Raw genomic sequence first — 14,019 nt, forward strand, 5'->3', positions numbered from 1 at the left:
GGATTGCGCGAATCCTGTGGGAGCGAGCCTGCTCGCGAAAACATTTTCACAGCCAACATCATTGTTGACTGTTATTGCGCATTCGCGAGCAGGCTCGCTCCCACAGATTTGGAGTTTTTACGCGATTACAGCCTCAGCCGGCGAAACGATATTGGTCTTCATGCCCCGCGAACGTCCCGAGCTCAGGTAAGCCGCAATCGACTCCTGCGTCACCTCGCCGAGGAACACCCGCTCGGCATCCATCACCGGCAGCCACGAGCGATTGAACTCGTACATGCGCGACAGCAGGATGCGCAGGTGCTCGTCGTACGCTGCAGTGGCGTTGAACTCGCGCAGATACTGCGCGCAGGTGCCGGTCTGGCGATGCAGGTCGCGGCGTCGCACATAACCCAGCGCCTTGTTCTCGGCACAGGTGACCACCACGTAGCGGCGGTCATGCTCGTCCATCAGCTCCAGCGCATCGGCCACCGGGGTTTCCGGGCTGACTGACGGGGCGTTGTCCGCCGCGTCTTCCGCCTTCACCAGCAGCAGACGCTTGAGGGTGCTGTCCTGGCCGACGAAGTTGCTGACAAAGTCGTCCGCGGGGTGCGCGAGCAGGGTGTCCGGGTGATCGATCTGCAGCAGTTTGCCGGCGCGGAAGATCGCGATCTTGTCGCCGAGCTTGATCGCTTCGTCGATGTCGTGGCTGACCATGATCACGGTCTTGTTCAGCGCGCGTTGCATCTCGAAAAACTCGTTCTGGATCATCTCACGGTTGATCGGGTCGACTGCGCCGAACGGCTCGTCCATCAGCAACAACGGCGCATCCGCCGCCAGTGCGCGGATCACACCGATGCGCTGTTGCTGGCCGCCGGACAGTTCACGCGGGTAACGATGCAGATACTGCTTGGGTTCCAGCTTGATCATGCTCATCAGTTCGCGGGCACGGTCGTGGCATTTCTGTTTGTCCCAGCCGAGCAGTTTCGGCACCACGACGATGTTCTCTTCGATGGTCATGTTGGGGAACAGACCGATCTGCTGGATCACGTAGCCGATGTTGCGGCGCAGGGTGACTTCGTCGAGGTCGGTGGTGTCTTCGCCGTTGATCAGGATCTTGCCCGAGGTCGGCTTGATCAGGCGGTTGATCATTTTCAGCGTGGTGCTTTTGCCGCAACCCGATGGCCCGAGGAACACACAGATTTCGCCTTCATTGACGGTCAGGCTTACCGAGTCCACGGCTTTGACATCTTTGCCGTTGCTCTGGAAGGTCTTGCTGAGGTTTTGAAGTTCGATCATTTGAGGAGTCCTTTTGGAGTCAGCGTACGTTGCAGCCACTGCAGGAGAAGGTCGGCGAAGATCGCCAGAAGACTGACCAGCAGCGCGCCGACGATCAGCATCGACATGTCGCTGCGGCTGATGGAGGCGAGGATCAGCACACCGAGGCCTCCGGCGCCGATGGTCGCGGCGATGGTCATCACGCCGATGTTCATCACCACCGCAGTGCGCACGCCGGCGAGAATCACCGGCACCGCAATCGGCAGCTCGACCATGCGCAGGCGCTGGCCGAAAGTCATGCCGATGCCGCGCGCGGCTTCACGAATGCCCGGTTCGACGCCGGTCAGGGCGAGGTAGGTGTTGCGCATGATCGGCAGCAGCGAATAGAGGAACACCGCGGTGATCGCCGGCATCGGCCCCAGACCCTGACCGAACTTGGAATAGAACGGCAGCAGCAGGCCGAACAACGCAATCGACGGCACGGTCAGCAACACTGTGGCGCTGGCTTGCAAGGGACCTGCGAGTGTCGGGAAGCGCGTCATCAGAATGCCCAGCGGCACGCCGATGAGAATCGCCAATGTCACCGCGATGCCGACCAGGGTGATGTGCTGCCAGGTCAGGTGCATCACCTGCTGCCAGTCGAGGTGGGAAAAGGCGTTCAGAAATTCCATGACTTTTCCTCCTTAGTTGAGTGGATGCTGGCGCAGGAAATCCGCGGCCACTTTCGATGGGCTTTCGTGATCGACGTCGACCCGCGCGTTGAGCTGGCGCATGGTTTCGTCGTCGAACAGTTGCGCCAGCGGCTTGAGTTGCTCGGCCAGTTGCGGGTGCGCATCGAGGTAGGCCTGGCGCACCACCGGCGCAGCGGTGTAGTCGGGGAAGTAGTGCTTGTCGTCTTCCAGCAGTTTCAGGCCGAACGCATTCAGGCGGCCGTCGGTGGTGTAGACCAGGCCGGCAAACACCTGGCCATTGCGCAGCGCGGTGTAGACCAGCCCCGCGTCCATCTGCCGGATGTTCTTGCGGGTCAGGTTCATGTCGTAGAGCTTGACCATGCCGTCCAGACCGTCGGAGCGGTTGGCGAACTCGGTGTCCAGCGCCACCAGGTGATTGGTCTTGGCCTCATCGCGCAGCACCTTGTTCAGGTCGCTGATGGTGTTGACCTGCGGATACTCCTCGGCGACTTTTTTCGGCAGGGCGAGGGCGTAGGTGTTGCTGAATTTCGACGGGGTCAGCCAGACCAGGCCTTTTTTCGCGTCGAGTTCTTTGACCCGGGCGTAGGACTGTTCGCTGTCGAGTTTCTCGGTGACATGGTTGTAGGCCACCAGCGACACGCCGGTGTATTCCCAGAGCATGTCCAGTTGTCCGCTTTCGTGGGCGCTACGGGCGAGGTTGCTGCCCAGACCGCCGGTGATCTGCGCGTCGTAGCCTTTGCTGCGCAGGTATTGCGCGGTGATTTCCGCGAGCAGGGTCTGCTCGGTGAACACCCGGGCGCCGAGGCGAATAACCGGTTTTTCGGCGGCTTGGGCCAATCCTGCAAACAGCAGGAGGCAGCTCAAGATCAAGCTAAATCGTTTCATAACTATTCCTTCGCAAAAGCCTTAAGACGGGCGCAGACCGCGTTCCAGCCAGAGACGGCTGGCGAGGGTGACGACGCCATCGAGCAGCAGGGCCAGCAGCGCGGTGCACGCGGCGCCGAGCAGCAGTTGCGGCTGATTGTTCAGGGCGATGCCAGGGAAGATCAGGCTGCCGAGGCTGTTGGCGCCGATCAGGAAGGCCAGCGGCGCGGTGCCGACGTTGATCGCCAGCGCCACGCGCACGCCACCGATGATGATCGGCACGGCGTTGGGCAATTCGACTTTCCACAGCACCTGGCGCGGGGTCATGCCGATGCCGACGGCGGCTTCTTTGAGCGAACCCTGAACGTTTTTCAGGCCTTCGTAGGTGTTGCGCACAATTGGCAACAGGGAAGCGAGGAACAAAGCGAAGATCGCCGGACCACTGCCGATGCCGAGAATCCCCAGGGCAATCGCCAGTACCGCCAGCGGTGGCACGGTGTTGCCGATATTGAAGATCTGCATGAAGCGTTCAGCGCGGCTGACCATGCTCGGGCGGCTGAGAAAGATACCGGCGGGGATGCCCACGACCAGGGCGGCCAGCATTGAAGCGAGGACGAGAATCAGATGAGCTTGCAGGTAAAACAACAAATCGTCGCGGTAGTGTTCGATCGTGTTGATGCCGATCCAGTGAACCAGCAGGGCCAGGAGCGCGATCACCACCGCACCTCCCATCAGCCCTTTGCCATAGCGGATAGCCACAGGCGGACTCCTTTTTTTGTAGTCGGCGAACGCAGCTCCGTGTGGCAAGGCCATTCCTGGCTGCCGAAGTCAGCGTTCGCGAAAAGTAGCCGTTTTTCAGGACCGGCCAAGCGATCTGAAAGCGAGCCATGAGCGCAGCCTCGTCAGGCTAACTTGCTGATTTTTCAGCCCCTGACGAAATGTCGTAACAGGGGATGGACGTCTCCGTGCTTTAAAAGGTTCCCACGTCAGACACTGTTTGGCCACCTGTAGGAGCTGCCGCAGGCTGCGATTTTTTGATTTTGTTCTTGAGAGCAAGATCAAAAGATCGCAGCCTGCAACAGCTCCTACAGGGTTTTGCGCGGCCGAGGGACGGTGGTTCGGCGGTTACTTTTTAAGCTATACTCGCCGCCCTTTTTTGAATCACCGCCAGGCGATTTCCCATGACCAACCAGGCCGCCGAAGTCGCGAAACGCCGCACTTTCGCCATTATTTCCCACCCCGATGCCGGTAAAACCACGATCACCGAAAAGCTCCTGTTGATGGGCAAGGCGATTGCAGTGGCCGGCACGGTGAAATCCCGTAAATCCGACCGCCATGCGACATCCGACTGGATGGAGATGGAGAAGCAGCGGGGTATTTCCATTACCACGTCGGTCATGCAGTTCCCGTATCGCGAACACATGATCAACCTGCTCGACACCCCGGGCCACGAAGACTTCTCCGAAGACACCTACCGCACCCTGACGGCGGTCGACTCGGCATTGATGGTGCTCGACGGCGGTAAAGGTGTTGAGCCACGGACCATCGCCCTGATGGACGTCTGCCGTCTGCGTGATACGCCGATCGTCAGCTTCATCAACAAACTCGACCGCGACATCCGCGACCCGATCGAACTGCTCGACGAAATCGAAGCCGTCCTGAAGATCAAGGCAGCGCCGATCACCTGGCCGATCGGTTGCTACCGCGATTTCAAGGGCGTGTACCACCTGGCCGACGACTACATCATTGTCTACACCGCCGGTCACGGTCACGAACGCACTGAAACCAAGATCATCGAGAAGCTCGACTCCGACGAGGCGCGCGCGCATCTGGGCGACGAGTACGAGCGCTTCCTCGAACAGCTGGAACTGGTGCAGGGCGCCTGCCATGAGTTCAACCAGCAGGAGTTCCTCGACGGTCAACTGACTCCGGTGTTCTTCGGTACTGCATTGGGCAACTTCGGTGTCGACCACGTGCTCGACGCCGTTGTGGACTGGGCGCCGCGTCCTTTGCCTCGCGTGGCCAACGAGCGCACCGTCGAGCCGGTGGAAGAGAAGTTCTCGGGCTTCATCTTCAAGATTCAGGCGAACATGGACCCGAAACACCGCGACCGTATCGCTTTCATGCGTATCTGCTCCGGCAAGTACGAGAAAGGCATGAAGATGCGCCACGTGCGTACCGGCAAGGACGTGCGCATCGGCGACGCCCTGACGTTCTTCTCCTCCGAGCGTGAACAGCTGGAAGAGGCGTACGCCGGCGACATCATCGGTCTGCATAACCACGGCACGATCCAGATCGGCGACACCTTCAGCGAAGGCGAAGTCCTCGGGTTCACTGGTATCCCGCACTTCGCCCCGGAGCTGTTCCGTCGCGTGCGTCTGCGTGATCCGCTGAAATCCAAGCAATTGCGTCAGGGTCTGCAGCAGTTGGCCGAAGAGGGCGCGACTCAGGTGTTCTTTCCGGAGCGCAGCAACGACATCATTCTTGGCGCCGTCGGTGTGCTGCAGTTCGATGTGGTCGCCAGTCGTTTGAAGGAGGAATACAAGGTTGAGTGCTCGTATGAGCCGATCACTGTTTACTCCGCGCGCTGGATCGAGTGCAGCGACAAGAAGAAGCTTGAGGAGTTTTCCAACAAGGCGGTGGAGAACCTCGCGCTGGATGGCGGTGGGCACCTGACCTACCTGGCGCCGACGCGGGTTAACCTGGCGTTGATGGAAGAGCGGTGGCCGGATGTCAAATTCCGTGCGACGCGTGAGCATCATTAAGCGCTGAGCTGGGTTGTTCGAAAGCCCCTGAGGTGTAGGCCTTGGGGGCTTTTTTTGGGCTTTGCCTTGGCGGCCTTTGGGCCGACCAGGCTTCGGGTGGTTTTGGGTGTATATCCGTTTTTTAGGTGATGGCGGCTTAGGGTTTCGCCCTGACGGCGACTCACTTTTTTGACAAACGCCTCAAAAAAGTAAGCAAAAAAAGGCTTGCTCCTGCGTTCGGCCCGCTCGCTGGGGCTCGGGGTCCCTTCGCTCCGGGATTGATCCGGGCGCAGCGCCTACGGTTTGCTTCGCTGCACCTCCTCTCGCTGTGTTTGGCTGCGCCAAACGGTCGCTGCGCTCCCACCCCGGATCAATCCCTCCGCTCAGCCTTCCGATGTCGCCCGTGGATCAAGATCAAAAGCGGTACTCGAGCTAACGCTCATTGTGTTGAGTGGTGAGGAGCAAGAGCGGTGCGCGTTCTGCTCTTGCTCTTGTGTGGGAGCTGGCTTGCCAGCGATGGCGGCCTGCGAGCCGACCAATCTCCCACTGAAGTCACTCAATTTCCCTGTGGGAGCGAGCCTGCTCGCGAAGGCGCCCTGCCAGCCAACCGTTCTCCAAATGAATACCCCAATCCATTGTGGGAGCTGGCTTGCCAGCGATGGCGGCCTGTCAGCCGACCAATCGCCCACTGAAGTCACTCAATTTCCCTGTGGGAGCGAGCCTGCTCGCGAAGGCGCCCTGCCAGCCAATCGTTCTCCAAATGAATACCCCCAATCCATTGTGGAAGCTGGCTTGCCAGCGATGGCGGCCTGCGAGCCGACCATTTTCTAATCGAACTTAGCGACCGAGGGCTGCGATCTTTTGGATTTGAAGCGCGAAGTCAAAAGATCGCTGCCTACGACAGCTCCCACAGGGTTGTAGGGCGACTCTGTATTTTGAGATATCGATGTTCTTGAGCGCGACAACCGGTGTGCTGGGCGTTAGTGTTTCAGGTCCACGCCAGTCGCTTTGAGAGGTCAATGGAATGACGCGCAACCTCGTCCATCTGCTGCGCCCCAACGGCTATTTCAGCCTGATGGCCTGGGTGCTCGCGGCGCTGCTGTTCATCAATCGCTTGAGCAGCATGGTCAAGTTGTTCATGGCGCTGTATCTGCGCCAGGAGCTGGGGCTGGCGATCGAGACGGTGGGCTGGCTGTTGTCGGCTTACGGAGCCGGGTTGTTGATTGGTTCGATGCTGGGTGGGCTGCTCAGTGATCATGTGCGGACGGCGCGGCTGACCGCCGCGTTGTTCTTTGTTTCCATGTGGGTGTTGATCCTGTTGGGGCTGGTGACGCAGGTGGCGTTGCTGGCCGTGTTGCTGTTGCTCAGTGGTGCCGTCGACGGGGCGATTCGAACGCTGCATCAGCGACTGATCATGGAGTATTGCGAGCCTGCGCAGCGCTCCCGTGCCCAAGCCTTGAGCCGGGTGGCGCGAAACCTTGGCATGGCGGCGGCCGGGGTGGCCGGCGGGGTGTTGGCGCAGACGGATTTCCGTTGGGTGTTTTTTGTCAGTGCGGCGATGACGCTGCTCGCGTTGCTGTGGTTTGTGCGCACTACATGGCGCCGCGCGGTACTCAAGCCCGATGAGGTGACCGAAGCTGGCACTGGTACACCGTTGCGCGACGCGGCATTCCTCTGGCTGCTCGGTGCGGCCGTGTTGCTGGGGATGGCCTTCGACACGGTTTACAGCACGCTGGGCAACTATCTGCGCGACTACTACCACTTGAGCACCGAGGCCATCGGCTGGCAGTTCGGGCTTAACGCGATGCTGGTGGTGGCGCTGCAGATCCCGCTCACGCACTGGGGCGAGCGGTGGGGCTTGCGTCGGCAATTGCTCGCGGGTTGTGTGTTGTTGGCGGTCGGGTTGGGGATGTTGCCGTTTGGCTCCGGGTTGCTTTACGTGTGTCTGTCGACGGTGATCTGGACCTTGGGTGAAGCTTTTTTCATGCCGCCGCTGAATATGCTGGTCATGCGGCACGCGCAGGGCGGCAAAAGCGGCCAGTATTTCGGTCTGTTTTTCATGAGCTGGAGCGCCAGTGCATTGTTGTCGCCGGTGTTGAGTGGTCAGCTGTATGGGCACTTCGGAGGGCACAGCGTATGGCTTGCAAGCGCGACACTGGCGTTGTTGACCTTGCCGCTGATCTGCCTGGCGACGCGCTCGTCGACCCAGGCCAAAGCGCTGGCCACCAGCGAACGCACGGCCTCGCTTAGCTGATTCGGTTATAGCGGTTATTCACAAGTGATCTCTCGTACCAGGGCATTTCCCGGGGTTGGTCAGCGTCCTATCTGGTGAACCGGACTGATCGGAACTAGATTTCATTCAGCGCCGGATCGGCACCCCAGGCTTCAACCACGAAAGGATGGAAATGGCTATGAGCATTTTTCAACGCATTGTGCTGTTGCTTAAGGTTTTGGTGATGTTGACGCTTGGCACTACGGCGGCGTGGGCAAGTTCTGCCACACCATCACAGGGGTTTAACGCAGCCCACGGGCAAGCCGGTGTGGTCATGCTGGCCAAGTCGGAATCCGAACCGGGCGATCAGGATCAGGGCGGCAGCAAGGATGATGACGACTCGACCACTGACGAGCCGGACACTGACGATGACGAAGGCGACAGCCAGTCGTAAAGCGCCGGCAAAAGAAAACCCCTTCTTCCCCGACTGATGCGCAATCGGGGGAGAAGAGGTTTGGGTTAACACATTATTTCCGGATAAACACGATTCCTGCAGGAGCTGCGGCACGCTGCGATCTTTTGATCCTGATGCTGAAAATCAACAGATCGCAGCCTCGTTTCACTCGACAGCTCCTACAGGTTGAGTGGCGGTCTCCGGTTTTGCCTACGCGGCGCCATCAAGGAACTGCTCGGCGTAGTGGCAAGCCACCTGCCGGTTGTCGAGTTGGCGCAGGGCCGGCTCTTCAGTGCTGCAACGCTCGGTCGCGTACGGGCAACGCTTGTGGAACGCGCAGCCCGGTGGCGGGTTCAGCGGGTTGGGCAGTTCGCCGACAATCTTGATTTTCGGCTTGTCCGGATCCGGGTGGATCGTGGGTGTCGCCGACAACAAGGCCTGGGTGTAAGGGTGCAGAGGTCGGGTGTAGATGTCCTCTTTCGGGCCCATTTCCACCGGACGGCCGAGGTACATCACCAGCACCGAGTCGGCGACGTGACGCACCACCGCCAGGTTGTGCGAGATGAACACGTAGGCGGTGTTGAACTCCTGCTGCAGGTCCATGAACAGGTTCAGCACCTGCGCCTGAATCGACACGTCCAGCGCCGAGGTCGGTTCGTCCGCCACCAGCACTTTCGGTTGCAGCATCATCGCCCGCGCCAGGGCAATACGCTGACGCTGACCACCGGAGAACATGTGCGGATAGCGCTGGTAGTGCTCGGGACGCAAGCCGACCTGCTTCATCATCGCCTGGACTTTCTCGCGACGCTCGGTAGCACTCAGGTTGGTGTTGATCAGCAGTGGCTCGGCCAATTGATCACCGATTTTCTGCCGCGGGTTCAACGACGCGTACGGGCTCTGAAACACCATCTGCACGTCTTTGCGCAGTTGTTTGCGCTGGGCCTTGTCGGCGCCGGCGACTTCTTGCCCGGCGATTTTCAGCGAGCCGGAAGACGGCTCTTCAATCAGGGTCAGGGCGCGAGCGAGGGTGGATTTGCCGCAACCCGATTCGCCTACGACAGCGAGGGTCTTGCCGGCTTCGAGCTCGAACGACACGCCGTTGAGGGCGCGCACGGTCGCGTGGCCCTTGAACAGGCCACGGGAGACTTCGTAGTGACGGGTCAGGTCGCGGGCGGTAAGTACGACGGCCATTACGCCACCTCCTGGTTCAGCGGGTAGAAGCAACGGGCGAGGCTGTTGGCTTTCGGATCAAGGGCTGGACGTTGCACGCGGCAGCTGTCCTGCACGTACGGGCAGCGCGGCGACAGCAGGCAGCCCTGCGGACGGTCGTAGCGGCCTGGAACGATGCCCGGCAGGGTCGACAGGCGCTCGGCGCCCAGACTGTGCTCGGGAATCGCCTTGAGCAGGGCTTCGCTGTAAGGGTGTGCCGGGATGTCGAACAGTTGCGGCACCTGACCGACTTCTACCGCTTGGCCTGCGTACATCACACAGACGCGCTGGGCGGTTTCGGCCACGACCGCAAGGTCGTGAGTGATCAGCACCAGGCCCATGTTCTGTTCTTTCTGCAACGCCAGCAGCAGATCCATGATCTGCGCCTGAATCGTCACGTCCAGCGCCGTGGTCGGTTCGTCGGCGATAAGCAGTTTCGGCTCGCCGGCAATCGCCATGGCAATTGCCACACGCTGGCTCATGCCGCCGGACAGTTGGTGCGGGTAGGCGTCCATACGGCTGGCGGCGCCCGGGATTTCCACTTTCTCCAGCAGTTCGATGGCGCGTTTGCGCGCTTGCTTGCCGGACATTTTCAGGTGCAGGCGCAGCACTTCTTCGATCTGGAAACCGACGGTGTAGCTCGGGTTGAGCGCGGTCATCGGATCCTGGAACACCATCGACAGGTCTTTGCCGACGATTTGCCGACGCTGACGATTGCTCAGCTTGAGCATGTCTTTGCCGTCGAAGCTGAGCGAGTCGGCCGTGACGATGCCGGGATGCTCGATCAGCCCCATCAGCGCCATCATGGTCACGGATTTACCCGACCCCGACTCGCCAACGATGGCCAGGACTTCGCCCTTGTCGACTTTCAGGTCGAGGCCATCGACCACGGGCGTCGCGTTCTTGTCGCCGAAGCGGACGTTGAGATTCTTGATTTCTAGCAGTGACATGGGAATCTCCTCAGGCGGCGTTCTTGAGTTTCGGGTCCAGCGCATCGCGCAGACCGTCGCCCATCAGGTTGATTGCCAGCACGCTGAGCAAAATGGTCAGACCCGGCAGACTCACGACCCACCAGGCGCGTTCGATGTAGTCGCGGGCCGAGGCCAGCATGGTGCCCCACTCAGGGGTTGGCGGTTGTACGCCAAGGCCGAGGAAGCCCAGCGCCGCCGCGTCGAGAATCGCCGAAGAGAAACTCAGGGTGGCCTGAACGATCAGCGGTGCCATGCAGTTGGGCAGCACGGTGATGAACATCAGGCGCGGCAGACCGGCACCGGCCAGGCGCGCGGCAGTGACGTAGTCGCGGTTCAGTTCGCCCATCACGGCGGCACGGGTCAGACGCACGTAGGACGGCAGCGAAACCACGGCGATGGCGATCACGGTGTTGATCAGGCCAGGGCCGAGGATGGCGACAATCGCCACAGCCAGCAGCAGGGACGGCAGGGCCAGCATGATGTCCATCAGACGCATGATGGTCGGGCCGATCATCTTCGGGAAGAAACCGGCGAACAGACCCAGCAGGATCCCCGGGATCAACGACATCACCACCGACGACAGACCGATCAGCAGCGACAGGCGCGAACCCTGGATCAGCCGCGACAGCAGGTCGCGGCCCAGTTCATCGGTGCCGAGAAGGAACTGCATTTGCCCGCCTTCGAGCCACGCCGGTGGCGTCAGCAGGAAGTCACGGTATTGCTCGCTCGGGTTATGCGGCGCGACCCACGGCGCGAAGATCGCGCAGAAAATCACCAGCAGCATGAACAGCAGGCCGGCAACCGCGCCCTTGTTCTTCGCGAAGGCTTGCCAGAATTCTTTGTACGGTGACGGATACAGCAGGCTTTGATCCGCGCTTGGGGCGGAAGTGGCTACTGAGGATGTTGGAGTGCTCATGGTATGGACCTCAGCGCTGATGACGGATGCGTGGGTTGGCAAAGCCGTAGAGGATGTCCACTACGAAGTTGACCAGAATCACCAGGCAGGCGATTAACAGGATGCCGTTTTGCACAACCGGGTAGTCCCGGGCGCCGATGGCTTCGATCAGCCATTTACCGATGCCGGGCCAGGAGAAAATGGTTTCGGTCAGGACCGCGCCGGCCAGCAGGGTACCGACTTGCAGGCCGACCACGGTCAGAACCGGAATCAGCGCGTTACGCAGGCCGTGCACGAACACCACGCGCGACGGCGACAGGCCTTTGGCCTTGGCAGTGCGGATGTAGTCTTCACGCAGCACTTCGAGCATCGACGAACGGGTCATCCGCGCGATCACCGCCAGTGGAATGGTGCCGAGCACGATGGCCGGCAGAATCAGGTGATGCAGGGCATCGAAGAATGCGCCCATGTCATCGGCCAACAGCGTGTCGATCAGCATGAAACCGGTGCGCGGCTCGATGTCGTAGAGCAGGTCGATCCGCCCGGACACCGGGGTCCAGCCCAGGCTCACCGAGAAGAACATGATCAGGATCAGGCCCCACCAGAAGATCGGCATCGAATACCCCGCCAGGGAGATGCCCATCACCCCATGGTCGAACAGGGATCCTCGTTTGAGGGCCGCGATCACCCCGGCCAGAAGACCGAGAATGCCGGCGAACAGCAGGGCGGCCATGGACAGTTCCAGGGTCGCCGGGAAGAGGGAGGTGAACTCGGTCCATACGCTCTCACGCGTACGCAGGGATTCGCCGAGATCGCCGTGGGCCAGTTTGCCGATGTAGTCCAGGTACTGGGCATACAGCGGTTTGTTCAGACCAAGGCGTTCCATTGCCTGAGCGTGCATTTCGGGGTCGACCCGACGTTCGCCCATCATCACTTCCACGGGGTCGCCGGGAATCATGCGAATCAACGCGAAAGTCAGCAGGGTGATGCCGAAAAACGTGGGGATCAACAACCCCAGTCGGCGGGCAATAAAACTAAACATCTTGTGTGGTACCTCATCAGCCGGTTAGGCGTGCCCGGCGACCCTGGGGTCAGGGAGGCCGGGAGTTTCTTATCTACTTCACCTGGGTGGTGGCGAAGTTATTCGTGGTCAGAGGGCTGATGTGGTAACCCTCTACGTTATTGCGCATTGCGGTAAACATACGGGTGTGGGCCATGCTGATCCACGGTTGGTCCTGATTAAACAGCACCTGAGCCTGTTCGTAGAGCTTCGCGCGTTCGGCCGGATCTACTTTAGCCCGTGCTTCGTCGAGCAGTGCCTGGAATTTCTCGTTGCACCAGCGCGCGTAGTTTTCGCCGTTCTTGGCTGCTTCGCAACTGAGCATAGGCGTCAGGAAGTTATCCGGGTCGCCGTTGTCGCCCGCCCATCCGGCCGACACCATATCGTGTTCGCCGGCCTTGGCGCGCTTGAGCATCTCGCCCCATTCCATCACACGGATGTCGACCTTGATCCCGACTTTCGCCAGATCGGCCTGCATCATCTGTGCGCCGAGCATCGGATTGGGGTTGGTCGGGCCGCCGCCGTTACGGGTAAACAGAGTAAACACGGTGCCTTCCGGGACCCCGGCTTCCTTGAGCAGGGCGCGGGCCTTGTCGAGGTCACGTGGCGGGTTCTTCAGGTCGTGGTTGTAGCCCAGCAGTGTCGGCGGGTAGGGGTTGACCGCTACGGTCGCGTTGCCTTTGCCGAACAGGGCGTTGACGTAGGCTTCCTTGTCGAAAGCGATGTCGATCGCTTTGCGGACCCGCACGTCGCTCATGTATTTGTGCTGAGTGTTCATGGCGATGTACGAGACGGTCATCGCGTCCAGTTCATCGACCTTCAGGTTGCTGTCTTTCTTGATGCTCGGGATGTCATCCGGCTTCGGATACAGTGCGATCTGGCACTCGTTGGCCTTGAGCTTCTGCAGGCGCACGTTGTTGTCGGTGGCGATTGCCAGGATCAACGCATCGGCCGGTGGCTTGCCACGGAAGTAGTCCGGGTTGGCCTTGAAGCGCACCTGCGCATCCTTGGCGTAACGCTGGAAGATGAACGGGCCGGTGCCTACAGGCTTGTTGTTGAGGTCGGCGGTCTTGCCGGACTTGAGCAACTGGTCGGCGTATTCGGCCGGGTAAATCGAGGAAAACGCCATGGCGATGTCGGCCAGGAACGGCGCTTCGCGGCGGGTCAGGGTGAACTTGACCGTGTTGTCGTCGACTTTTTCGACGCTTTTGAGCAGTTCCTTGAAGCCCATGCTTTCAAAGTACGGGAAGCCCACGCTCGACAGTTTGTGCCACGGGTGATTCGGGTCCAGCTGACGCTGGAAGCTCCAGACCACGTCGTCGGCGTTCATGTCACGGGTCGGCTTGAAGTATTCGGTGGTGTGAAACTTGACGCCTTTGCGCAGGTGGAACGTGTACGTCAGGCCGTCTTCACTGATGTCCCAGGATTCGGCCAGTGCCGGAATCACTTCGGTGGTGCCGGGCTTGAAGTCCGCCAGACGGTTGAAGATCGTTTCGGCCACCGCATCGGCAGTGACTGCAGTTGTGTACTGGACCATATCGAAGCCTTCCGGGCTGGCTTCGGTGCAGACCACCAAGGGTTTGGCCGAGACGCCGATGGCGGCGCTCAACAACACAGCCGTGACGGCCGCACGTAGGGGAAGCATTTTCATCGATAACCCTCTG

Annotated in this window: 12 protein-coding genes; 3 read left to right on the forward strand and 9 right to left on the reverse strand. The window is 60.5% G+C overall.

Annotated features, from left to right (window positions below; translation table 11 throughout):
* Positions 1–117: 117 nt before the first annotated feature.
* The 4 genes from ACTJKS_RS23870 to ACTJKS_RS23885 are packed head-to-tail and all read right to left on the reverse strand — an operon-like array spanning position 118 to position 3,542.
* On the reverse strand, positions 118–1,275 hold the full coding sequence (locus ACTJKS_RS23870) for an osmoprotectant ABC transporter ATP-binding protein OsmV (protein WP_027610804.1): 1,158 nt from the start codon (positions 1,273–1,275) through the stop codon (positions 118–120).
* Positions 1,272–1,925 (reverse strand): ABC transporter permease, encoded by a 654-nt coding sequence (locus tag ACTJKS_RS23875; RefSeq protein WP_041066877.1) that lies wholly within the window; start codon positions 1,923–1,925, stop codon positions 1,272–1,274. Before ACTJKS_RS23875 ends, ACTJKS_RS23870 begins: the two co-directional genes overlap by 4 nt.
* A 12-nt stretch (positions 1,926–1,937) precedes the next feature.
* Positions 1,938–2,831: a glycine betaine ABC transporter substrate-binding protein gene (locus ACTJKS_RS23880; RefSeq protein WP_108181662.1), complete on the reverse strand. Its 894-nt coding sequence runs from the start codon at positions 2,829–2,831 to the stop codon at positions 1,938–1,940.
* Positions 2,832–2,852: 21 nt separating this feature from the next.
* On the reverse strand, positions 2,853–3,542 hold the full coding sequence (locus ACTJKS_RS23885) for an ABC transporter permease (protein ID WP_262949113.1): 690 nt from the start codon (positions 3,540–3,542) through the stop codon (positions 2,853–2,855).
* 449 nt (positions 3,543–3,991) lie between these two features.
* Between ACTJKS_RS23885 and ACTJKS_RS23890 the strand changes: the two genes are divergently transcribed.
* The 3 genes from ACTJKS_RS23890 (at position 3,992) to ACTJKS_RS23900 (ending at position 8,220) form a co-directional block, all read left to right on the forward strand.
* A complete protein-coding gene (locus tag ACTJKS_RS23890; protein ID WP_041066884.1) occupies positions 3,992–5,575 on the forward strand; it encodes a peptide chain release factor 3 in 1,584 nt (527 codons plus the stop codon).
* A gap of 1,003 nt (positions 5,576–6,578) precedes the next feature.
* Complete coding sequence (locus ACTJKS_RS23895; protein ID WP_108181664.1) at positions 6,579–7,808, forward strand: MFS transporter; 1,230 nt, start codon at positions 6,579–6,581, stop codon at positions 7,806–7,808.
* Positions 7,809–7,965: 157 nt separating this feature from the next.
* Positions 7,966–8,220: a hypothetical protein gene (locus ACTJKS_RS23900; RefSeq protein ID WP_047291237.1), complete on the forward strand. Its 255-nt coding sequence runs from the start codon at positions 7,966–7,968 to the stop codon at positions 8,218–8,220.
* Between the two features lie 210 nt (positions 8,221–8,430).
* Here ACTJKS_RS23900 and ACTJKS_RS23905 read toward each other — a convergent pair whose 3' ends face one another.
* From ACTJKS_RS23905 to ACTJKS_RS23925, 5 genes are all read right to left on the reverse strand, one after another.
* Complete coding sequence (locus tag ACTJKS_RS23905; RefSeq protein ID WP_047291239.1) at positions 8,431–9,411, reverse strand: peptide ABC transporter ATP-binding protein; 981 nt, start codon at positions 9,409–9,411, stop codon at positions 8,431–8,433.
* Entirely contained in the window at positions 9,411–10,379 is a 969-nt protein-coding gene (locus tag ACTJKS_RS23910; protein ID WP_041072769.1) for an ABC transporter ATP-binding protein, read from the reverse strand. The genes ACTJKS_RS23905 and ACTJKS_RS23910 overlap by 1 nt, the downstream gene beginning before the upstream one ends.
* 10 nt (positions 10,380–10,389) lie before the next feature.
* The gene (locus ACTJKS_RS23915) at positions 10,390–11,316 is read right to left on the reverse strand and encodes an ABC transporter permease subunit (protein WP_041072771.1); all 927 of its coding nucleotides are present in this window, start codon (positions 11,314–11,316) and stop codon (positions 10,390–10,392) included.
* A 10-nt stretch (positions 11,317–11,326) separates the two neighbouring features.
* Positions 11,327–12,337 carry an ABC transporter permease subunit gene (locus tag ACTJKS_RS23920; protein ID WP_041072773.1) on the reverse strand — a complete coding sequence of 337 codons (1,011 nt, stop codon included), beginning with the start codon at positions 12,335–12,337 and terminating at the stop codon, positions 11,327–11,329.
* A 73-nt stretch (positions 12,338–12,410) separates the two neighbouring features.
* Positions 12,411–14,006, reverse strand: coding sequence for an ABC transporter substrate-binding protein (locus ACTJKS_RS23925; RefSeq protein ID WP_047291244.1), 1,596 nt, complete (start codon positions 14,004–14,006; stop codon positions 12,411–12,413).
* Positions 14,007–14,019 lie beyond the last annotated feature (13 nt).

It is taken from the genome of Pseudomonas sp. 22189, assembly GCF_052045635.1.
Taxonomy (GTDB): domain Bacteria; phylum Pseudomonadota; class Gammaproteobacteria; order Pseudomonadales; family Pseudomonadaceae; genus Aquipseudomonas; species Aquipseudomonas parakoreensis.